This window comes from Kineococcus vitellinus (assembly GCF_009906315.1).
GTDB lineage: Bacteria > Actinomycetota > Actinomycetes > Actinomycetales > Kineococcaceae > Kineococcus > Kineococcus vitellinus.
Map to the genome: position 1 here is coordinate 1 of NZ_JAAALL010000030.1, position 23982 is coordinate 23982.

The 23982-nt window shown below is 74.1% G+C and carries 5 protein-coding genes and 1 pseudogene; 1 reads left to right on the forward strand and 5 read right to left on the reverse strand.

Features of this window, described 5'->3' with window-relative positions; all coding sequences use genetic code 11:
* From GTQ99_RS04710 to GTQ99_RS04730, 5 genes and pseudogenes are all read right to left on the reverse strand, one after another.
* Positions 1-811, reverse strand: a pseudogene (locus tag GTQ99_RS04710) (hypothetical protein); the annotation flags it as partial.
* Between the two features lie 21 nt (positions 812-832).
* Positions 833-7207, reverse strand: a complete 6375-nt coding sequence (locus GTQ99_RS04715; protein ID WP_166614586.1) for a hypothetical protein — start codon at positions 7205-7207, stop codon at positions 833-835.
* Between the two features lie 16 nt (positions 7208-7223).
* Positions 7224-10352, reverse strand: a complete 3129-nt coding sequence (locus GTQ99_RS04720; protein WP_166614587.1) for a hypothetical protein — start codon at positions 10350-10352, stop codon at positions 7224-7226.
* Positions 10342-18990, reverse strand: a complete 8649-nt coding sequence (locus GTQ99_RS04725; protein WP_166614588.1) for a DUF6603 domain-containing protein — start codon at positions 18988-18990, stop codon at positions 10342-10344. The genes GTQ99_RS04720 and GTQ99_RS04725 overlap by 11 nt, the downstream gene beginning before the upstream one ends.
* 219 nt (positions 18991-19209) lie before the next feature.
* Positions 19210-23121 (reverse strand): N-acetylmuramoyl-L-alanine amidase, encoded by a 3912-nt coding sequence (locus GTQ99_RS04730; RefSeq protein WP_166614589.1) that lies wholly within the window; start codon positions 23119-23121, stop codon positions 19210-19212.
* 452 nt (positions 23122-23573) lie between these two features.
* Between GTQ99_RS04730 and GTQ99_RS04735 the strand changes: the two genes are divergently transcribed.
* Positions 23574-23822 (forward strand): hypothetical protein, encoded by a 249-nt coding sequence (locus tag GTQ99_RS04735; RefSeq protein WP_166614590.1) that lies wholly within the window; start codon positions 23574-23576, stop codon positions 23820-23822.
* The last annotated feature ends 160 nt before the right edge of the window (positions 23823-23982 follow it).

Consider the following 23982-nt stretch of genomic DNA (forward strand, 5'->3'; position numbering starts at 1 on the left):
GAAGAGTGGCGCCCTGGTCGAAGGAGTACCAGTCCAGGTGCCCGCCCTGGTGCTCGGCGGCGCTCAGCTCGGTGCTGGACGCGCCCCGGACGACGATGCCGTCGACGGCGTACTCCAGCTGATCGGCCTCCCACCGGCTCTGATGAGGGCCGCCGGGCTGGAGGAAGGTGCGCTCGAACCATGCCCGGTAAGCCAGCAGCACGTCGCGGACGAGTTCGGTCTGGCCGGGGGGGAGCGCAGCGGCGAAGGCGGGCGGGAACGTAGAGACCGTCAGGTCGGGCGGGGTGAGCTCGTACACCCGCACGCCGTCGACGCAGCGACCGCGCAGCGCCCGCCGTGCCCGGACCGCCCGTGGCGCGCTCCGGTCCTGGGCCACGGCGACCGGGGTGCTGGGCTCGGGCTCCTGCGGACCGAAGAAGCGGTAGAAGAGCTCTCGGTAGAGGGCCGGGTCGTAGTCGGCGGGGTCGATGCCGGCCGCGTCGGCCGCGGAGTTCATCCGGGTGAGCAGCGTGCGGCCGAGCCGGGCCCGCACGATGAGCGGGAAGCTGATCGGCAGCCGCTCCGTGCTCGCATCCAGGCCGTCGTCGGAGCCGGGGATCACCACCGGGCCCACCTCCCGGGCGAGGGTCGCGAAGATCGCCGACCCGCCGTCGGAGCCCGCGAACTCCCCGAACTGCCACTGCCGGCCCAGCAGGAACACGGGGTCGGCGATCTTGGCCGCCAGGGTGCCGGCGAAGTCCGCCTCGCGGGTGCGCGGCTCCAGGCGCGACCAGATCCGGAGTGGCTCGCACGTCGCGGAGATGAAGGCCATCGATGTCACGTCCTCATCGGTCTACGGGTTGTTCTGGTGGAAGTCGAGGATGACGCGGTCTCCGGCGACGTCCCGCCCGGCCGCGTTCGGTACCACCTCGCCGACGAGCAGCGGGAGCAGCTGGCCGTACCGGCTGGCACCGACCTGCTCCAGCTCGACCATGCGGTTGCGGGCGAGCTCCAAGGTGTCGTGCAGCACGGCGGCGAGGTCGGGGATGGTCCACGGCTGGTCGAGCACCGGCGGCACCGCGAGCAGGATGGCCTGCGGTGCGGTCGCGTCCGGCTGGTCGTAGTGGAGCGCCGCGCCGGTGACCTCCTCCCGGTAGGGCACGGACTCGCTCCACTCGTCGACGAGCAGCGCGGTGCCGCTCGCCCCGGCGGTGGGCAACCTGTCGGCGCCCATGATCGCCAGACTCACCCGGCCGGTGAGTCCTGCCGGGTCGGGCAGCGGCCCGCCGAGCCACGGGTCGCCGTCGACGTGCGGCAGCTGGGCGACCTGTCCGGCGACGGCGGGTCGTCCGAGGGCTTCGGCCAGCACCTGCACGTCGGCCAGGTCCGCCGCGCCCGGCCGGACGGCAGCAGCGCCCTCGAGCCAGGCGTCGAGCTCGGCCGGGCTGACGAGATCGGCGTCGAGGGCGGCCCGCAGGTCGGCCCGGACCGGGTCCAGCATCACCCGGGGTACCAGGGTGACGCCCTCGCCGAGCAGGTCGGTGGCCACCTGCACCCAGCTCGAGGCGGAGACCGGGCCGCCACCCTCGCCGGCCGCGGCGAGGGTGGCGGCCGCCGCCCGGCACCGTCCGGCGAGGTCGAGGAAGGCGACCTCGGCGGACTGCAGCAGCTCCGTGCTCACCTGGGTCCGGGACAGGAAGCGCCGCGGCAGCCCGACCCGGATTCCGTAGGCCCCGGCGGCTTTGGCCGCGTCGTGCCACGCGTCCCTGCCCGCCCAGAACGCGTCGAGCCGGGCGAGCTTCTCGGCGACCCGCGCGGGCGAGCCGCCGGTGATGTCCAGCGACGGCAGCCACGCGCTGGGCCGCTCGGCGGCGGGGTCCCCCGGTACCGGCGTGCGCAGCGCGCCCAGCCACACGGCCGGGTCGCCGTCGAGCACCGACTCCTCCAGGCCCGGATCTTCCGCCAGCAGCCGGGCGAGGGTGAGCGCGTCGGCTCGCGCGCCGTCGAGCACGTGCTCGACGCGGCTGCGCAGGTCATCGAGGTCGGTGCCGTCCCCGGCGACGGCGGTCACTTCCGGGGCGGCGAAGTCGAAGGCCCGGGCGGGCCGGCTGGTGGCGAGCAGGTCCGCGCAGCTTTCCACGAGCGGCGCGACGTCGGTGATGCTGTGGATGCCCGGACTCCAGGCCGCCGCCCGCCCCGGCTCGATCCGCCAGGCGTCGGTGGCGGTCGAGCGCGCCCCGTCGGAGGCGACGACCCCGGGCTGGTCCGGTGGCAGGTCCGACGGGCGCAGCTCGTGCAAGACCCGCGCGGTGAGGTTGCCGACGGCGGAGTCGAAGCCGTCGGCGAGCAGGGCGACCAGGTCCATCGGTTGCAGTGCGAGGCCGGCGACCGAGACCTCCGGCAGCGCCGCGCCCGGCGCCAGGCCACCACCCGTGAGGCGCACCCGGATCGCCCCCGGATCGCCGAGCAGCCCCGCCAGCCACGCGTTCACCGCCGGTTCCAGCGCCGCCCGCGGTGTCATCGGGACGCCCTGCCACCCTGGCGGCGCGACGACCGGGGCGGCGTCGACCGCCGGGAGCTGCAGGAGGAGTCGGTGCGTGACCGGCAGGCCGCTCCGCGGGGTGTCCGTGACCTCCGGGTGCGGGATCGCGGTCCCCTCGCTAAGCGCGGCGAGCACGGCCGCGGCCCGGGTGTGGTTTCCCCGGACGAGTTGGTGCACGGTCTCGCTGGTGGTGAGGTCGGCGAGGGCGTCGAGGGCGTCGGCGATCGAGTCGATGCCGCGCAGCACCCCGATGAGCTCGTCCGGCTGCTCCTTCGCGGGCAGGACGCTGCCCGTGACGTCGCCGATGCCCCACGGGTAGTCGCTGCGGTGGCCCCACAGCGTCTCGAACAGCGTCCCGCTCGCGTTCGGGTACTCGCGCTTGACCCAGTCCAGCAGCGTGCTGACGAGCGCGAGCCCGTCCACGACGTAGCGCGTCGGTTCGGTCACCGCGGCCGCGCCCGGGTCGACGGCGGCCACCGTCGGGAAGGCCCGTCGCAGCGGGAAGATCGCCGAGTCCAGTTCGACGACGTGCGGGGTGTCGGGTCGGTCGTAGTACTCGTGCAGGAAGCGTTCCAGCCGGTAGCCGAGCAACGCACCCAGGTCGTTGCCCGCCCGCACCCCGTCGATGAGGGACAGCGCCACCCGGACCCGGTCGGAGGACAGGTTGACCGACATCTCGTTGTTCAGCGAGCCCTGGGCGCGCCTCGAGCGGTACGCCGCCCGGAGCACCGCCGCGGTCACCGCATGCGTCGGCGACGGCGTCTGGACGAAGCCCTCGGCGGTCGGGTCGGTGATCAGCGGTCGGCCGGGCAGCGCGGCCAACGCAGCCGGCACCCCGGTGGCCGGCGTGCCGGCGCCCTTGGGGCGCAGGTCCTGCACCCATCCGTAGGCCCCCACCTGCGCCCCGGTGGCGCGCCGGGCGCGCAACGCGCCGAGCCGGCGCTGCGCGAGTCCGGTGAGCCAGGCGTCCAGCCGGTGGCCGGCGAGGTCGAGGTGCTCGCGGGTGAGCCGGGTCATCCGGTCGGCGGGCAGCGCGGCGAAGCTGGTGACGGCGCTGCGGTGCGCCGCCAGCTCGGGCGCCAGCGGGGATCGAAGGACGTCGGCGAGGGCACGGCCGGTGAGGTCCGGCGGGACGGCGACCCCGGCGCCGCTCAGCACCACCAGCTGGTCGACGGTGCTGAGCAGCAGTCCCCAGGACGAGGTCTGGTGGACGCTGCCGGCCGACCAGGTACGGAAGATGCTGGACGAGCCCAGCTGGGCGACCGCCTCCTCGGTGAGGAGCTCGCGGTTGATGAGCAGCCCGGCGGCGACCCGGCGTTCCTCCGCCAGCAACGCGTGCCGCACGAGGATCTCGGCGAGCCCGAGGCCGGAGAGGTCGGCCTCGCTGCGGGCGCGCAGCTGAGCCGTCGTGAGGTTCAGCAGGTGGTGGATCGACGTGCCTGTGCCGGGTGTGCTCCCGTCGGGCGCGAGCGACGTCACGCCCTGCAGCGGCCAGCGACCCTCAAGCAGCCGGAGCCCGTAGGCGCGGGACGTCTCGAGGCGGTGGAGGACCGGTTCCCAGTCCGTCGACGCGCGGCCGGACGAGGGGTCCCTCGGCAACGACCCGGCGGGCAGCCCGAACGCCGTCCGCAGCACCTCGACCAGGTGCTCCATCAGCGCGAACGGGCCGTAGGCCGCCTCGGGGTCCGTGGCCGACCCGTCGGCGGGCGGGATCGCGAAGCCCAGGCCCAGCTCCGGTTCCCCGCGGACGCCGCTGCGGTCGGCCACGTTGACGGCGAACCGGTAGCTCGCCCCGGCCGAGGTGGCTTCCAGCCCCAGCATCGCCAGGAAGTGCTGCTGCGCGTCGAATCCGGGCTGCCCGATCTGCGGGCTGTGGGCGTGCTTGACGGCGGCCCCTCCGTCGACGCCGTCACGCATCCGGGACCAGTCCTCGTGGAGCCGGCGGAGGAGGGCGAGCAGCGTGGTCTCGAAGCGCTCCTGGCGCGCCCGCTCGCCCGCCGCGGCGTCGTGCAGGCCTGCATCCCGCAGGTGCGGCTGGAACCGGCTGAGGGCGATGGCGGGCAGGAAGCCGTACGGCTGGTCGTCGACCCGCACGGTGGGTAGCAGCCCGCTCGCGGCGACGTGACCGAGCGCGTACGTGCGCAGCCGCTCGCGGGCGTCCCGGCTGAGCAGGCCCGGAAGGAGCTCGTCGAGGGCGTGCCCGACGGTGCCCGGGTACAGCGTCCGGTTGGTGAGCAGCGCGTCGGCGGCGTCGGTGCCGTCCGCGCCGGCGACGTGGTCGAATACGTCGGCGGCCACGCCCAGCGCCGTCGCGAGCCGGGCGCCGTCGGACTCGGTGGACGCGGCCACCAGCGACGCGCCCCGCTCGATCGGGAAGGCGGTGTCGGGGTCGTCGGTGCTGGAGTAGCCGGCCGGCTCGTCCTCGGTGTTGTTCGTCGGGGTGCCGACCGGCAGCAGCGAGAGCCCCTCGCCGGTGTAGTGGTGGGCCTCGAGCATCGTCGTGAGCCGCCGGGCGCCGTCGTCGGCGTCGCCGTCGGCGAGCCCCAGCACAAGCAGCTCGTCGAACCCGTGCTCGGCCTCCTGAGGGGTGAGAGCGACCCGCAGGGCCATCCCCTTCGCCTCGGCCTCCTCGAAGTCGGTCATCCAGCGCAGCGGGTCTGGGACCACGAGGTTGCCGTCGTCGTCGAGGGTGAAGGTGTCCGTGGAGGGGTCGAGGCTGAGGTGCAGGTCGGCGGGGACCGGCCGCCCCGCGGCGAGCTTGCCGGCCTTCCCCCCGGAGACCGTCACGACGGCGAACCGGCGGGGCAGCACCGTGGACGACGCGGCCCGGGTCCAGGTCCCGGTCCGGCTGCCGACGGCGGCCCCGCCGGCCCCGGGTGCCGGCTCGACCGGGGAACGGTCGATCCGGTACGCGGCCTCGGCGAGACGCTTCGACCACTCGGCGGGGACGTTGCCCAAGCTGCGGGGCAGCGCCTCGACGGCGGCCTGCTGGGCCCGTAGCCGGGCGGCGAGGCCGGGGATGGCAGCGGCCGGCAGCGGCGGGGCCGCCTCGATCGCCGACCCGACGCCGGCGAGCGCGCGACCGACGGCGGCCGCCTGTCGCTGGGTCAGGTCCTCGCCGGACGACGGCCCCGGCTCGCGCACCTCCCGCACCGGTTCTCGCGGGTCCCGCACGGGTCGTGGGTCCCGTACTGGTCGTGGGTCGCGTACCGGTCGGAGGGGCTCGCGCACCGGTCGGCGTGGGCCCCGGACGGGGCGTGTGAGCTCGCCGAGCCGCTTCTCGAGGACGGTGACGGCGTCGGAGATCGCCTCCGCTGCGAGGGCCCCGGACGTCGGGGCGGCCGCGCCGGGCTCGGTGACCCTGGCGACCCAGGCGGCCCGGCGCGTGCTGCGGCCGATGCACAGTGCGCGCCAGGCGCCCTTGCGCAGCTCCTCGTCCCCGCCAGCTGCGGCGGTCTCGGTCCAGAAGGAGGCGCCGTCGGCACGTTCGGTGTCGGTCAGCTCCTCCTCGTGGCTGTCCGCCGCCAGCGGCTCCGGGTGGAACCGCACCCACAGCTGGTGCTCGAGCCTGGTGCGGTCGGCAAGGGCGAACACGGCGGTGGCCGCCCGCTCCGGGACGGCGTCGTCGAGCTCGGGCCGGTCGCTGGGGGTGGCGGCGATCTCGGCGCGGACCTCGACGCTCCCCGGCCGACCGGCAGCCGCGTCCAGCTTCGCCAGGAGCTCGGCCTTCAGCGCTCCGGGCAGCACCGTGATGCCGGCGGCCGCCGCCTGCAGGTCGGGGCCGAGCGCGGCGGTCCGGTCACCGAGCCGCCGAAGGATCAGCTCGGCCGCCTCGGCCGAAGCGACGAGCTGCTCGTGGCGCAGCGGCAGCTTGCGCCTGGCATCCAGCGCCTCCGCGGTGGTGCCGTCCTCGAGCACCACCCGGCGGGCGGGGACGACGTGGGCCAGCGGGTCCGGCAGCGCGCCACCCACCGGTGGCCGGTCGGGACCGGTGGGCGGCGGGACGGCGGGACGCAACGGTTGCCCCAGCGGCGTGCGGCCGCGCTCCCGGGCGACCTGTGCACCGGGCCGGATACCGAGGTCGCTGCCCAGCCGCAGGGTCGCCAGGAGCCGGTCCTCGATGGTGCGGACACGCTCGTCGACGACGACCTGCTGGGCGGCGAGCTCGCCGACGAGGCGGTCGCGCTGGTAGTCCGAGCGCAGCTGTCCCAGCGCGGCCCGCGCGGCCTCGAGCTGGCGGCCCAGCGCGCGGCCGGCGCCGGTCAGGCGGTGCTGCTGCTCCGGCGTGCCGGTGGTGACCGGCTGCTGCAACCGGATGCGCAGATGCTCGAGGGCGTCGGCGAGGGCGGCGAGGTCGCGGTCGGCCGCCCGGTAGAGCGCGGCCTCCACCTCCTGGCGGATCTCCTTCTGCTGCTTGATGCTCCCGGTGAGCTCGGTGGCGTAGTGGCGGCCCGCGAGGCGGTCGAGGATCGCGGTGATGTCGACCAACGAGTCCAGCACGACGGCGAGGTGATCGGTCTTGTCGGGGATCTCGACGGTGGTGAACCGGGTCTCGACCCGGACCGGCAGAAGCACCGCCGGCACCTGCGGGTCGAGGTCGGCGACCAGCGCGGTGAGGTCGGCGACCGCGTCCGCGGTGCCCGGGGCGGTGGTGAGGGTCGACCAGTCGACGGTGCTGCTGCTCATCTCCTCCCTCCCTCGCTCAGTCGACCGGGAGCATGTCGGTGGCGTGCCGAGCCAGCCATACCGGGTTCTGGCAGAGGATCGACGCCAGGTGGGCTGAGGTCTGGCCCCAGCCCGGCAGACCGGGGCTGGTCGGCGTGAGGCCCGCGTTGTCCGCCACCAGCACCTGCGCCGGCAACTGCCCGGCCACCGGTTGCAGGTGCTTCCACGCCAGGTCGTCCCAGCTGGTGAGCGCCGGCGGTGGGGCGGCCGGGTCCTCGTCGAGGTCCAGGCCGAAGCGCAGCTGCCCCGGACGTTCCATGAAGCAGAAGAAGAACCCGGCGTCGGTGTCCGTCCCGGCGGCCTCGTCCAGGGTCAGCTCGAAGCCGTAGATCGAGATGTCCGGGTCGAGGTGGCCGCGGACCACCGGGTAGCGGACCTCGCCGGCCTCGTCGAGGGTGCGGCGACGGCCGGTGCCGGTGTAGCGGCCGTGCTGGGCGAACACGATGGTGTCGGGAAACTTCACCAGCAGCTCGGCACGCACGACGAGCACGAGCAGCCCCGACAGCCGGGGAGCATTGCTGCCCAGGTCACGGTCCCACAGGTGCAGCTCACCGATGTCCGGCGGCCGGTCCGCGCCGGCGTCGGCGGCGTCGAAGAACCGGCGGAAGTACGTGCCGCGCTGGTCGGTCGGGTACTCGTGCCACAGCAGCTGGCGGGCGAGCTCGGTGTTCACCCCGGCCAGCAGCGACTCGATGAAGCGCACGTTGGGGACCATGAGCGAGATTGACTCCGTCGGCAGGTTCGTGATGTTGGGGATGACATAGTCCTGCGAGAGCTGCCGCAGCGGGTTGAAGAGGGGGTCCTCGAAGGTGGGGTAGGCCACGACGGGCCGCAGGCGATGGCTGTTGGCGAGCTCCGCGGACAGGTCGGGGACCCCGCCGAGCACGGTGGCGAGCCGGGCCGCCATCGCCACCGACGGTCGCAGCTCGTGCGCCACCTGGATAGCGAGCGCGGCCGGTGGCCGCAGTGCGGCGGCGGGTGCCGGCAGGGGGCGGGACGCGGCGAAGGCCCCGAACTCGGTGAAGGCGCCGGCGAACTCGGCCGCGTTGAGCGGGCCGGCGGTGGGGGCCAGGGTTGCGAGGGTCGTCGCGCTCTCCCGGGCGATCACCAGGGCGAGGTGGTTCTTGCCGTCGATCGCGGTTCCGTAGTGGGTGGTGAAGGCGTCGGCACCCATCTCGACGACGGTCGGGTCGTCGCCGGCACCGGTGGTGAGCGAGCCGTCGAGGAGCGCGGTGCTGAGGATCGCCACCTCGTCCCGGAGCGCCGTGTGCGCGGGGTCCGATGGCGGATACCAGGCGTCGAGGGCGTTCGCCACCGCCGTGCGCAGCGCGGAGAGGGTCAGCTCGGCAAGCGTGCCCGCCTGCCGCCTGGCCTCCACGGCGGCGCCGGCCAGCACCGGGAAGACGTCGCGGCCGCGTGGCAGCTGGGCGGCGACCGCCTCGACGACGGCGGACACCTGCGTCGGATCGACGCCCAGCACCGGCTCCGCAGCGGGCGGCGCGGTGGAGACCGCGACGCCGGGCGCCTCGTTGAGCCGATCGAGCAGGCCGTCCTGCAGGTCGGTCTCGGCCGTGAGCGCCCTCATGAGGGGGCGCGCGGGCCGGGTGATGCGCCGGAAGGCCGGTGCCTGCGCGGCGGCGGGCACCCGGCTCGCGTCGACCTCCCCGCGGATGGTGCGGTCGGTCCCGGCGGCGCTGCGCAACGCGGACTGGGCGGCCGCGGTGAGCCCGAGCAGCCGGTCGATGCCGGCCGGGGCGATGTGCTTGGCGAAGACCCGCTCGCTGGTGGCGATCGCGAGGTCGGCCTCCCGCAGCCGCTGGTTGACGGCGTCGAGCTCCTCGACCTGGGCCCAGGCCCGCTCCATGTACTCCTCGTCGCGCTGCCGGACGATCTCGGCGCCCAGTCCGGCGGCCGCCCGGTTGCGCGGGTCCAGGTTGAGCTCGGCGACCCACCGGGTGTCGCCGGTGGTGGCGTCGGCGACCCTCTCGAGCCCGGCGTGCTTGCGGGCGTACGCGGGCGGCGTGATGATCGGGTCCTCGCTGGCGTCCGCGCCGGCGTCGCGAAAGTCGACGGCCAGGTCGACGACCGCCTGCAGCCGGCCGGCGACGTCGGCCCCCGGTGCGTCCGGGAACGGCGTGCGGCCGTCGAAGTCGACCGGCGCCAGAGCCCCCTCGAGACCCACGGTCGTGCCGGGCGCCACGTCGACGCCTGCGCCGGGGTCCGAGATGTCCAGGTCGCGGGCGCCGAAGTCGTCGGCCTCGATCCGGTACGCCCGCGGCCGCCGGGCGAGCACCTCGAAGTCGGTCAGCGCCCCGGTCCGGAAGGACCAGTCGTGCAGGACCGGGAAGCGCCGCGGCTGCCCCTGCCCCCACGAGGGTCGCTGCGCGGGGACGGTGCCCGGCTCGGCCGGGGTCCCCAGGGCCGCGAGCCGGCCGACCTCGAAGGCCGGTACCACGAAGGCCCGGTAGCCGGTGTCCAGGTCCAGCCGCCGCGGGCTGAGCAGCCGGGAGAGCGCCAGGTCCGGTTCCGACCGGACCCGGGCGTCCAGCAGGTCGCCGGGGTCACCCGCACCGAGGTCGCCGTGGGCCTGGACGTGCGCCCACGCCCAAGTCTCGGTGACCGGCGGCAGCGGTGCGGTGTCGGCGACGGCGAGGATCGCCGGCTCCCCGGGCACCGGGGTGAGCGAGTACTCGCCGTCGGCGAGCACGAGCAGGACGAGCCACGGCCGTAGCCGGTGGTCGGCGGTGGCCCGGGCGGGGGTGTAGCGCCACGGGAGGTCCTCGTCGTAGAACTCCACGTAGGCGAGTTCGCCCGGGGTGGCGTCGACGCTGCCGGGAACCGGCACGACCCGCAGCACCGTGCCGGGCCGGAAGCCCCTGACGTCGCCCGGACCGACGATGGAGACCTGCTGGGTGACGGAAACCGGTGCGAGCGCCGGCGCACCGGGGACCGGGACGGCCTCCAGGGTGAGCGCTGCGGACAGCGTGGCGCGGTCGCGCGGGCCGGCGTCCGGCGTGGCACCGAGGTGGTCGACCTGGTCCACCCGGGTGGCGATGCCACGGCGGGACCACGGCAAGAAGCTGTACTCCGGCAGCTCAACGGACAACCTGCACCTCCGGGACGACCTGGTAGCGGACATCGGCCGCCCCGGCCCCGGCGAGCGCCGCCAGCCGCTGCTCGGCCTCGCTGCGGGACAGCAGCCCGGCCCCGTCGACGACGGGGCGTCCGTCATCGTCCAGCGGCGCCAGCGAGTGCGTAGAGGTGACCGCGAACCTCGGCTCCGCCGTGACGGCCTGGCGGACCTTGCCCCGCTCGGCGAGCCTGCGCTGCTGCGCCGCCGGGGCGGAAGCGGCGGTCGTGCCGCCGGGCACCAGCCGGGAGAAGACCAGCCGCGGCGTCACGGGGACGGCCGGCGGGGTCGGCGCCGCCGGATCGGGGTCGTCGATGACGATGAGCTCGAAGCGCTGCGGGTGGTGCAGGACGACGTCCGCCTCCAACGACTGGCCCGCGACGGCGCGGACCCCGTGGGGGCGGTCCTCGAAGGCGGGGGCCTTGAGCAGGTCGGCGCCGGTCTCCTTGGCCCCGGCGAAGGTCGCGGGCGAGAACGCTGCCGTGACGTCGTCGAAGGGGACGCTCTCGGTGCCGGAAGGGGCGCTCTGGGTGCCGAAGGCCAGGCCGGTGATGGTGACCCGGCTGACGTCGCTCGGCGGGGTCTTGCCGACCAGGCCGATGTCGGTCGCCAGTGGGATGAGGTTCTGCCGGGCGGCGAGCAGACCGCCGGCGTCGACCACCAGCTCGCCCGTCGGCAGGGGCAGCAGGGTGACGCCGGCCGAGGTCTCAGACAGCTCGGCGGACCAGTTCAAGGGGTCGCGGAGCTGGTCGAGCACCTTCGGCAGCACTGGCTCGGCCGGGATGGTGGTCTCGTGGCGCTCGCCGAAGGTCGCTTCGACCTCGACGGTGACCTTGAAGAAGAGGATCTTGAAGCTTGCCCTGCCGTAGGCGTACCACGGCGTCGGCCCCCGCAGCGTGAGGTCCAGGCTGATCGAGCAGATGTCGGTGCCCCCGGCGGTGACGGCGAGCTGGCCCCACATGTGCGCGTCGATGAGGAACGGCGCGAACTGCACGAGCACGTCGAAGCCGAGCTCGCCGCTGATGGAGAAGCCCTCCACGCCGACGAAGAGCTCCAGCTGCGCCCCGAACTGGATGGTGTTCGAGGTCAGCGCGAAGTACAGCCGGAGCGTGAGGCGCGGGTTGTCCTTGAGCAGCGACAGGGTGAGCCGGCGCATCGACGGGAGCCGGAGGTGGGCCGCCGGCGAGTAGCTCGGGTGGAAGCCGCCGATGGAGACCACGAGGTCGGGCCGGGCGCCCCAGGAGAGCCGGATGGCGATGTCGCCCTCGAGGCTGAGCTTGAAGTCGCCCAAACCGATGAACGAGTCGTAGATCGCGGCGTCGAAGTAGAGCAGCCCGGCGGCGATGTCGATGCCGCCGAGGAATGCGACCTTGAGGTCGACGATGGCGGCGTCGGCGGTGGGCAGCGCCAGCCGGAGCACGCCGAGCAGGGCGATGTTCGGCTGCGGCGCGATCTCCAGCACGAGGCCGACCTTCAGCGTCACCAGCGGTGGGTTCATCCAGGTGAGCAGCGCCATCGGCGCGATGAGGAAGTGCCCCTCCTGCGCCGGAAACGCCTCCTCCAGATCCCGGACGATGACGTCGATGCGGTTGATGATGTCGGTGGGGAAGAGGATCGAGTCAGCGGTGCCGTTGCGTAGTCCGTCGCGGATGCGGTCGACGTCCATGCCGCGGTTGAGGCCGAGGAGGCCGCCGGCGCCGGCGAAGAAGAACCCGAAGCCGAGCGGGATCGGCACCGGAAGCGTGACTGTGATGAGCATAAGCACCGAGAACCCGGGTGAGCCGTCCGGTGCCTTGGTGGTGACGATGCCGATCGCGGTCAGCGCGAACTTCTCTAAGACCGCGATCTCGAGTGCGCCGACGTACCGGCCGCGGGCCTCGTCGACGAGCAGGAAGCCGCCCAGACGGACGGTGGACGCATCCAGCGAGAAGCCGAAGCCGTCCGGTGGCTTGAAGGACAGCGCGGCGCCGGAGCCCGTGATGGCCGCCCGCAGCCCGACCCGGGTGACGGCCACCGCGATCGGGCCGAGCGTGGCGTTGCCGGACAGCGCCGCGACGATGTCGCTGTGCTGCCCGAGCACCGCGGCGAGGTACAGCTCGCGCAGGTAGAGCAGGTCGAGGATGTCGAGGTCGAGCGGGAAGGTGAGCTCGATGCCGTTGTCGAGGTCGCCCGGGCCGCCGTGCACCTCGAGCCGGTCGTCGCGGTAGGCGATCGCCGTCGTGAAGCCGGCGCCGAGCTCCTGCGGGATGAGTTGGGCCACGAAGGAGTCGCCGTCGGACCCGTCGACCCGGATCACGGCGTCGGTCAGCTCGACCGCCGCGCCGAGACCGTCGACGACGAAGGTGGTGCCGCTGGTGGCCGGGTCCCAGAAGGCGAACTCGCCGAAGAACGTCGCGGCCAGCCCGCCGAGCCGGACGGCGCCGTCCTCACCGCCGAACAGCGGGTGGTCCGCGTCGGAGCCGGCGATCTGCAGGCCGACGCCGACGACGTCGAGGCCAGGCGCTGGGGCGACCGGCAGCTGCGGGTCGGTGGAGGGGCCGACCAGCCACGCGGTGACCCCGGCGTCGACGCCGATCCAGTCCTGCGAGCCGAAGAGCAGCGTCACCGCGATGTCACCGGGGAAGGTGACCGACCCCCGCAGCCGGATGCCGAGGCGCCCGTCGTCCTCGCTGAAGCCGAGCTCGAGATCGTCGGTGACGTCGACCGAGACGCCCGACAGTGCGCCCTGCAGCGCGCCCATCCCGATGGCGGCCGGCTCGGGGAACCGGGTGACGAGCCGGATCGGTCCGCTGTCGCTGGTGAGCAGCCCTGCGCCGCGCAGGACCCGGTGCGCGGTCGGCCCGCTGGGCCACAGCGGCCGCTCGAGCAGGTCCTCGACGTGCGGCAGGACGTAGCGGACTACGAGGGGCAGCAGCCAGTTGCTGGTGAGCTGCAGGCCGCCCTGCGGGGTGAGGACGAACGCCGGCTCCGGCAGGAGCACCACCTCGACGTCGTCGGCGGCGGCCTCGCCGAGCGGGAGGAGCCGGACGGCGAGGCGGTCACCTGCGAGATCGATCTCCAGCTCGGGGGTGAACCAGTCGAGCGGGTCGCCGACCTCGAGCCGGAGCCGGACGAGTCCCTCGACGCCGTCGAGGTAGCCGAGCCGGGCTTGGACGATGGTGACCGGGCCGGTGTCCAGCCCAGTGAGCGTGACCCGCACCTGGGGGTGGCCGGCGGCCGCCCAGCCCAGCTCGACGCCGAGCTCGCACCCGGGCAGCAGGTCCATCTGCCAGCGCAGCCGGTTCTCGGTGCGCAGGATCCGGTGGCCGGGAGGCAGCGGGACAGGACCGGAGCCGGAGCCGGAGCCGGCGCCGAAGAGCCGCTCGATGTGGCCGATGAGCAGCGCGGGGTCGCTCACCTGGGTCTTGAGCCAGCCGGGGTCGAGCATGTGCCGCAGCCGCTCGGCCTGCGCGCTGCCGAGGAAGCCCGAGGCGGCCGGGTCGTAGATGCCCAGCGCCTCTGCGACGTCGAGGGCGACGTCCAGCACCGGGTGCGGGGTCTGGGGACGTAGCGCGTCGGTGATCTCCTGGAGCACCTTCGGCACCAGCGCGGTCAGCGTGCTGCCCAGCAGCTCGCCCAAGCCCGTCACGGTCGGCAGCAGCTGGATCGGTGTGACGTTCTCCGGGGAGACGAGCAGGTGGACACCCGTGGAGTCGACGCTAAAGGCCATCGTCACCTCGCCCCAGTCGCCGGGCAGGTCGAGGTCCAGGGTGATGCTGCCGGCCGGCGTCACCACCGGGCCCGACGCCCCGGGGGCGAGGTCCACGGCGAGGGCGACGGTTGCACCGACCGGGCCGTCGGCGTCGCCGAAGGTACCGGAGAGCTCGAGGCGAAGCGGGTCGGCACCCGAGGCCCGCAGCACGAAGTCACCGGGCAGCGCGAGGCCCTGGCTGTCGTCCAGCCCAAGGGCGCCACCGATGGTGCGGAGCAGGTCGTTGACCTTCTCGCCGGCGAGCTGTCCGGCGTCGTTGCCCAGCGCCGTCGGGCTGCGCAGCCAGCCTCCCGGGTCACGGATGAGGGCGCTGACCGGCGGAACCACACCGCCGCTGCCGGCGAACCCGCCGAGTAGCGCAGTGGTGACCGCCGACAGCGTGAGGTCGACGACGAGGTCGAGCAGCTTGGCCCGCAGCGCGATCGGGTCGAGCGGGCGCAGGTTCAGCGCCGGGCTGAGCCACGGGTGGGCGACGACGGTGATGGTGCCGGACAGGTCCCGGCGGAGCGCGGCAGGGCCGGCGACCAGCGAGACGTCCAACGCGGTGGCGAGCGTGCGGGTGTCGAGGTCGAGCCGGCCGCCGAGCCGGAAGGGGCCAGCCAGGGTGAGGTTGGAGGTGGTCTCGAGGCGGACGATGAGCGTGGTGTCGTCCAGGCTGAGGCGCAGCGGCAGCGCGGGTGGTGCGACGCTGAACGAGCCGGGGTCGAGCCCGCCGAGGTCGATCCCCGAGGTGTCGATGTCACCGAGGACCTGCAAGAGCGCGGTGAGCAGCGCGGCGCGCCGCTCGGTGAGCGTGCGGACCGGCACGGTGGCGAGGTCGGCGAGGCCGTGGATCGATGCGCGGAATCCCTCGGTGGTGTCGATGACCAGCCCGGCCGCCGCCAGCAGGTCCACTGCGGCTTGCGCGGCCGGGTTCGCGAGCGCGGCGGTGAGCTCGGCCAGGACCGCGTCCAGCGCCAGGCGGAGCTCCTCGTCGGTGAGGGTCAGTGCCTTCCGGACGGGACCGGCGGCGACGGCGGCGTCGACCAGGTGGAGGCGGGGCGCGATCGCCAGCGCGCCGCCCCGGCTCCCAACCCCGCCCGCACCGGCACCCGGCGCGGCCGGGGCCACCGTCACCCCGGCCTCGACCCGTCGCACGCGCGCGGTGATCGGTCCGGGGGGGAGGGTTCCCTCGCCGACGAGCCAGCCGTCCGGGCGGTAGATCACGGCGTCGACGCCGAGCGCCGTCGCCGCCCGGGGCGGCTCGGGGGCGTCGGGGAGCAGCCGCAGCCGGGCGAGGTCGACCCGGGCGTCGGCGGACAGCGTGATGTCGCCGGGGCTTGCTGCCGCCGGGTCAGCGCGGGGGGTGGTGAGCCCGAGGCGGACGCCGAAAGCGACGTGGGTCGGCGCCTCGCCGCCGGCGAGCCCGGTGAGAGTGGCCCCGGCGAGCAGGCCGAGCAGGTCGCCGCCGATCCGGGAGCCGATCGCCAGACCCGGCACGGGGTCGACGAGGCCGACCGGCGCACCGGCGAACCAGGTCGACCGGACCGCCCCACCGAGCGCGCCGTCGGCGCCATCGAGCAGCGCGGCGAGCTGGCCGACGCTGGCTCCCAGGGCGCTGTCGGCGACCGGTCCAGCGACCGACGCGGCGACCCGCAGCGCGTCGGCCAGCACCGGGTCGACCAGCGGGCGCACGTCGCTGCCGGCGTGCGGGCTGCCGATCGTGACGAGGTCCGCGACCAGGTCGGGCCGGCTGGCGGCCAGATGCCGGGCGACGACCCCGGCCGTGGAGTGCCCGACCACCCGGACCGGCTGCCCGGTGAGGGCGCGGACCCGCTCGACCACCCGCCGGAGCTGGTCGACCTCGCTGAGGGGGGCGTCGGGGAGCAGGTCGGCCGTGTAGACCGGCGCGACGGCGGTGAGCTGGACGGAAAGGTCGACTTCGGCCGGGTCGGGCAGCGCGCGCAGATCGGCGTGCCCGCCGGGGACCGGAGGCGCTCCGCTGATCGCGGTGACCAGCTCGGTGAAGATCGAGTGGTCGGTGAACGGTGGGGCGACGAGGAGCACGGGGCCGCCTCCCGCGGCCAATCGGCCGACCACCTGGATGATCACCGCGGGATCCCTCGGCAGCAGCCCGTGCGGAACGGTGACGGTGGTGCCGTGGGCCCAGCCGGCGGGCAGTTGCGCGGTGAGTGGGACGAGTCCGTCGCCGTCGGCCAGCCATGCGGCCAACGCGTCGAAGCCCGCTGCCAGGGTGGCGGCGTCGCGTCCCGCGAGCAGCGACGTCAGCGGGGGACGGAACGCCGAGGCCTCCGCTAGGAAGTCAGCCAACCGGGCGCCGTCGCTGACGTCGGCGGCGCGCTGGGCGATGGCGGTGATCCAGTTGGCGGGCGGCCCGGCGGGATCGAGCCAGGCGAGGCCGTCGACCGACGTGACCCCCTGAGCGGCGTCGGCCGTTTCCTGGACCATCCGGAGGATCCACGGGTCGTCGTACGTGCCGGAGCCGGAGATCGGTCGCGCAGCCGGCAGTTCAGGAGCACCACCGAAGGGGTCGCCGGTGCTGAAGGCGCCCGGCAGCAGCCGGCCGAGCAGCTCGAGGAAGGTGCCGGCGCGCGGCACGCCGTCCGGTGACATCCCGGTGAGCGCCTGGTGCAGGTGGGCCCGCACCGCCGTCGCGGGATCGTCCAGGAGCACCTGGAGCTGGTCGGCGCCGGCGATGAGGTCGGCGAGCAGCGGCCAGTCGTCGGGCAGCGCGGGCAGGTCGCGGTGCAGCCCGAGCAGCGCGGCGACGACGTAGGCCGGTTCGCCGGCCCACGTCCGCAGTGCGGAGCTGAGGACCTGACCCAGCAGCCGGATGGCGTCCGACCCCAGGCCGAGGTCGCCCTGCAGGCCGGGCAGCACCCAGCTGTACGGCCCGAGCTCGGCGCCGTCCACGGTGACGGTGACGCCGGTGAGGCCGATCTGCCACGTCGGGGGCTCCCCGGGCCGCCAGCCGGCCGACGCCGTCGCCGGCCCGGACGTCAGCTGCAGGCCCGACAGCTCCAGCGGACCGTCCGGCGTGAGCTCGACCAGCAGCTGCGACCGGCCGATGAGGGCGACGGACCCGGCACCAGTGGCCGGCAGGTCGATCGCCAGCAGCTCGACCAGCAACCGGCCCTTGAAGGCACCGTCGGCGGCACCGGCCCACAGCCCCAGCCGGAGCCGCTGCAGGCCCGCCGGATCGGCTTCCGTGCGGGCGTTCCAGGCGGCCAGCGACAGGCTGACCGAGCCGGCGGCGGCGACCGCGATACGCCAGGGGTGCGCGCCGGTGCCGGCGCCGGTGACCGCCGGGGTCAGCCCGACCAGCACGGCCACCTGCTCCAGCATGTGCGACCAGGGGTGGGCGGGATCCTGGAGGATGCCGCGGTGCAGCTCGCCGAGGGCCAGGGTGGGGTCGCGGCCGAGCGCCGCCGGGTCGATCCGGTGCGGGAAGGTCGGGTCGGAGTCGGGCCGGCGCAGGCCCAGGAGGGTGAGCAGCGCCCGCGCCGCCGGGGAGTCGCCGAAGGCATCCTCCAGCACGGCCAGCGCGGCGTCGGTGGCCACCCCGATCACCGCATCGGCGTCGGTGAGGTCGACGACCCCGTGCTCTTGGCCGTCAATGAGCACGTCCGTCATCGTCAGCCAGGGCACCAGGGTGCCGTCGGTGAGCCGGAAGCCCGCGCCGAGGTTGCCGACCTGCACGGTGGGGTTGTTGCTGACGAGCTCGCCGGCGGCCGGTGCCACGAGTGCGACGATCACCTCGGGGACGACGGCGGTCCGGCGGGGCGGTGCTGCCGGGTCGGCCGGCAGGCCGGCGAGCGCGGGGAGCGGGACCCGCAGCACGGTGACCGTGCCCGTCAGCGCGACCGGACCGGCGTCCACCCGCACCTCCAGCCCGATCTCCAGCTCGCGGTCGGCGGTGACGAGGAGGGACAGGAAGAGGTCGACGACGTCGGAGTCGAGCAGCCTGGCGCGGAACGGTTGGGCCTGGCTGCCGCTGCCGGCCACGGGCAGGTCGTCGCCGATGAGGCCGGCCAGGTGGGTCGCCCAGGTGGCGAGGGTGGCGGGCGTGTCGACGATGTCGACGAGCCAGTCGAGCATCGCCTCCGGCCGCCGGAACAGCTCCTCCAACGGCAGCGGCGGGATCGCCGACGATCCGTCGGTGCTCATCCCGAGCAGCTCGAAGAGGTGGTCTGCCAGCCTCGCCAGCTGCCCGTTGTCGCCGGCCTCGGCGGCGAGGGTGTCGACCACCTCCTTGAGCAGCAGTTGCAGCACGCGGACGAGGTCGGCGCCGAGGGAGTCGGAGTCGACGACGAGGTCGACCGGTTCGTCGTCGCCGAGGTGGAAGTCGTTGACGGTGACCCGCACCCCGGCGTGCACTCCCGGCGGCGCGGCGTCGTCCAGGTGCACGCTGACCGCGGCGCCCACGGCCGCCATCGGGATCTCGTCGCCGGGGAACTCGACGTCGACGCCGACCAGCAGCGGCCCACGGGCGGTGCCGGCGATCGCCTCGAGGTCTCCTGCGACGCTCAGCAGGGGCAGCCGGACGCTGCCGAGCACCTCTCCGACGCCGGAGCCGACGTCACTGCTGCGGAGGACACCGGCCAGCCCGATGACGTCGTCCTCGACGGTGAGGAAGAGGTTGCTGGCCTGCGTGTCCAGCAGCGGGTACCAGCCGGGCCGGCTCGGGTCGGGCGGCAGCAGCTCGTCCAGCAGGCGCAGCAGCGCGGATCGCTGCGCAGGATCGACCAGGACCCGCCGGATCGCGGCGAGCGGGTCCTCGAACCAGCTGCCGAGGAGGTGGCCGTCGGCGTCGGTGAGGCCGACGGCGGTGAGCAGGTTGGAGGTGCGTGGATCGACTCTCACGTCAAGGCTCATCGTCGGCCCTCACAGCGCCTCGGTGATCGGCTGGATCACCCTGGACACCCTGGCCATCACACCCTTGATGACGTCGCCAGCCGCCCCGGGTCACGTGGCGATGAGCGTAGCGGCGGCGAACTCGCCTGGTAAGGCCTCGGCTGACCGGGGATGGGGGGACGCCCGATCGGGCACCGCCGTCGTCGCGCGGATCTCGTGCCTGGTGCGCTAGGGGGTGGCGACGGTCATCGCGAACCGCACCGGGCCGAGCGTCTGGTTCCCCGCCGTCGGGTGGGTGATCGTCGCCGTGACCGTGAGCTCCGTCCGACCCGCCGTCTGCGGGACCGGCCACGGCTCGGTGACGAGCGCGTCGAGCCGGCGGACGCCGCAGCGCAACGTCACGTCGGGCTCCCCGGCACGGCGCACGGTGAACCGGATGTCGGCTGGTGTCACGCGCCAGGGCGTGCCGCCGGTGCCGATCCTCAGGTGGATGTGTTGGCCCGCGAGCAGCGGGTCCCGGCGGTCGGCGCCCCTCGCATCGGTGACGCGGACGTCGAGCAGCCGGTACGCGTCCACCGGTCGCAGCATCCCGATCGCGGTCACCGCGGCGTCGATCGTCGCACTGGTGACGTACGCCCCGGGCGGGTCCAGGCCGCCGACCCCCGCCGGAAGTGCCGCCGGGAGCACCGTGACGCCGTTGACCGGCCGGGTGATGCTCGCCAGGTCCCCGGGGCGGATGCCGAGCCCGGCGGCGAGGACCGCTGCGGCGTCGGCACGAGTCGGTGGACGCGCTTCCCGGGGCAGCTCATCGATGGTCGGTACCGCGCCGTCCGGGATGGTCGCGCCGAGAGCGGTGAGCAGCGGCCGCAGCGCCGCCTCCGCCATCGCATCGGCCTGGGTCGCGTCCGCCGGGTCGTACCCCGCCAGCAAAGCCAGCGCGGCGGCCGTCCGTTCCACGAGAGCGCGCCGGCTCGCGCCGGCCACCGCGGTCTCGATCGCGGTCACCACCGCGTCCAACGTGGCGCCGGCCACCGGCGGGGTCTCGCCGCTCGCCGCGGCGATGGCGGTCCCGACCCGAGCTCCGGTGACCGCACCCGCGCCGAGCGGGTTCGCGCCGCTCGTGAGCGCGGTGACCGCCGGGATCGAGCCGAAGGCGGCGCGGAGCAGAGCGACGACGTCGAGGCCGGTGAGCGCGTCGGTCCGCCGGCGCAGCGACTGCTCGCAGGCGCGCGCGATGCCTACCGCCATCGCGTTGCGGCACCACGCTTGGGCGAGGGCGGCCGCATCATCGCTGTTGGAGTGGTACCCCAGCTCGAGGTAGCCCACCGGGATCGCGCGTCCGCCGGGTCGGGGGAAGGAGATCGCGGCGAGGTTCCCGTTCGGGTTGGTGAGCGAGCGGATTCCCTGCACCGCGGACCCGTCGCGGAAGTGGTCGACCGTGGTCGCGAGCTCGCTGGTGGTGTTCCCGTTGATGGAGTAGTACGACCGCGCCCTGCGGTTGTTGAGCCCGACTTCGGCATCGATTTCGGTGGCCAGGTCCGTCGCGAAGGCACGGGCCTCGGTGTTGCCCTCGACGTAGCCCGCCTGGCCGGGCGCCGGGGAGGCGGGGGTGGGGCGGATGTCGAGATACATCGCCAGGTACCCGCGGGCGGCCGGGGCGCCTGCGTTGGTGTGGACCGCGACGAACACGTCGACCGGTTGCAGCGGGCTCGCTGCCAGCCGACGGAACAGCTCGAGCCGCTGGGTGATCCCCGCGCTGTTGATGTTGCCGTTGCTGGCGTTGCCTTGGACGATCGGCCCACCGGGCGGAGCCGCCTGGTCGTGCACCGCAGCGATCCAGTAGTAGGAGTTCTGCTGCCAGAGCCGGGGGTGGTCCGGCGCGGTGACCGGGTCCACCGCGACGAACGTGCCGTTGGCCAGCTGCCGGATGCCGGGCACGGTGGGGTCGGTCTCGCGGCCGACCGTGGTGCGGATCCCGTTGGCTGCCGCGACCTGTCGGACGCCCGCCGAGATGCCGACGACGTTCTCGTCCTCGCCGCCCCAGTTCTCGATGACTGCGCTGTACCCGCTCCACGCGGCCCGGCCTGTGCGGTAGGTGGTGCTCGCGGCCGGGGCGGCGTACAGGCCGTGCCCGGGAGAGACAAGCAGGTGCCGACTCTCGACGAGGCCGAGCAGCCGCGGCACTGGCATGGCCAGTACCGGCAGCAGCTCCTCGGCGAGGGAGCGGTTGGCGAAGAGCGCGTTGGCTCCCTGGTCGACGCGCGCGAGGTCGGCTGCGCTCACCGCATCCCCGCGGGACCAGCCCCAGCTCGGGTTGTGCATGGAGGCCGGCGTCAGCGATGGGTGGGAGAGCAGCGTGCGCTCGAGCACGGCACACGCGGCGGCGTCGTCCCACGTTGCCGTCGGCCCAAGCCGCGCGTCGAGCACCCAGCGCAGGCCGTTGAGCAGGTGACCACGCGGGTGGCGGGCGTCCAGCCTCGTCTGGAGCTCGGTGTGCGCCCAGCTGGCGCGTGCGGACCGGTCCTCTGGCCGCTCAAGCACGGGGATGAGCGGCAGCACCTCCAGCGTGAGGCCGGCGGCACGGCGGGCCGCGGCATCGACGACAAGCTCGTCCACGTCCACCGGCGGGGTAGCATCGATCCCGTCCGGGTTCACCGGGCGGGCGCGCAGCAGCCGCAACGCCGGTGGGGCGCCTTCAGGGGCGGTGTCGACGACTCGCATAACCTCGAGCGCCGCCTCGACGCCACCGCCGAGGAATCCGGTGGCGATGACCACCCGCCGGTCCTGGCGGTCGGGAGTGTAGGTGCTGCCTTGGACGTTCATCCGACGCATCTGCGGTGCGGCGATCGTGCGGACCACGGCTTCGGGGACTCGGCGTGCGGGGTCGCGTGGGTCCACCGCCTCCACCCACCACAGGTACTGCGCGTCAGCGCGCAGGTCGACGAACGACAGCTCGAACCGGCCGTTGTCGTCGGTCGCCTCCCCTCGGGCCGGACGGTCCGGTCGTGCGGACCGCAGCACGTCCGGCCGGCTGCGGAGGGCCTCCCACTCCCTGCTCGTGCGCGGCAGCTGTGGGCGCAGAGGTCCGACGTCGAGGCGCAGCGCACAGACGTACCGGCCCGAGAGCGTGGTGGGTACGGCGCCGGCGGCGATGATGCGGGTATCGGGCCACACGACGGTGCCCGCCACCCGGTGCACGAGCGCGCCCACCTCGAGCTGGAGGGTGACCGTCGGTAGCGTCGCGTCCGCCGCCGTGCCGGTCACCGCCTGCACGCCGTTCTCGTCGGTCACCGTCACGTCGGTGCCGCCGTCGGGTCGTGTGGCGACATCGAGGGTGTACGTCCGGGTGTCGATGCCCGGGCGGCTGACCGTCAGAGTGGTCTCACCGACCCCGACCCGGGCGTCGATGACGTAGGTGCCGGCCGCCGTCGTCGTCGACGTCCGATCACCGAGGGTGACGGACGCGGACGGTACCGGCTGGGCCTGTTCACCTCCGGCGGTGACAGTGTCGCGAACCGTGCCGTGCACACGCACCGACACCCCTGGCGACGCGGAGGGGGCGACATGGAGCAGCTCCGGCGTCGCGTCGCGCACGTCCTCGGACAGCTCGGCGATGAAGTACGCGCGGGGCTCTGAGTCGTCGATGACCGGCACCCGCCACCACGCGACGACATCCGTCCACCCGTGCTGCGCGTCCCGCACCACGAGCACCCGGGACTCGAAGTCGGCGGGATGCTCGGCGCAGTAACGGTCGACGACCGCAGCCAGACTTGGCTCGGTTGCCGTATGCGCCCGCTCGATGACGGTCCGCTCCAAGACCGCGAAGTCGCCCTCCGGGTCCGGTGCACCGGGCGCACTGATGCTCTCGAGAGGGTCGTCGCCACCCCCCTGGATCAGCCAGTCGAACTCGAGGATGTCGAAGCGGACCGGCGGGTTGGTTGCGGTCAGGGCGATGCCTGGCGGGAGGGTCACGTGCAGCTCGACGAGCTCCCCTGGATGCACCTGGGTCTCACCCGCCTCGCGGAGGTCGCGGGTCCACCGGGACGTGACCCCCTCGTGCTGGGGGAGGTCGGCGGAGAAGATGTGTAACCGTTCCCACCACAGCCCCAGCGACCTCAGAATGCTTTCAACCACCGACATCACTGCCTCCTCGCGAGCGCGCTCGCCCAGTGTCGAGCCGCGCCGTGTGTTGAGTCCACTCCCTGATGCGCGTGTGGCATGTCAAGGCATGCCTGGCATCGCGAGCAGGACCGGTAGAGGTGCAGATGATGACGATCGCCAGCACGTTGCCCGACCGGCGCGTCCTTGAAGAGGACACCGAGGCGACCTGACAAGATCCAACGCCTGTGCCAAGCTGACGCACGACGGGCAGGCTGGTATGGGGAAGCTCCGGCTCACCCGTCAGACTGGCCGGGTCGGTGTGGGGAAGCTCCGGCTCACCCGTCAGACTGGCCGGGTCGGTGTGGGGAAGCTCCGACCCGGCCAGCTCCCCAGCAGCCAGCTGCAGCTGGCTTCCTGCCTGCACCGTCGAGGCCGGTAGGTGAAGGGCCCGAGGTGCCCAGAATGCCGGTCGAGGGCCTGACGTCGAGAGTGTGCTGCTTTCGCTGTGGCTGAGGGCCACCTTGCACCACGACGAGCTCGCGTTAAGGATGTGCGATGGCACCGAGCACAGTCGCCTACCTGTCGATGACGGCATGGACGCCGCCGAGGCGCTGGAGCTGATGGGAGCCGGCGCACTCCCCGTCCGGCTGCTCTGCTCGCACGAGGCGCTCGCCCGGTATGGCTACGTGCGCACTTCGCCCTGGCGGTACGGTCCCAGCGCCGACATCACCAGCGCCTGAGCCTCGATGAGCAGATCCGCGCGTCGCGGAGGAACCGGGTGCAGGTCCTCATCAACCCTGACTCCACCATGGCGGACTTTGCCATGGTGGAGTCAGGGTTGATGAGGACCTGCACCCGGTTCCTCCGCGACGCGCGGATCTGCTCATCGAGGCTCAGGCG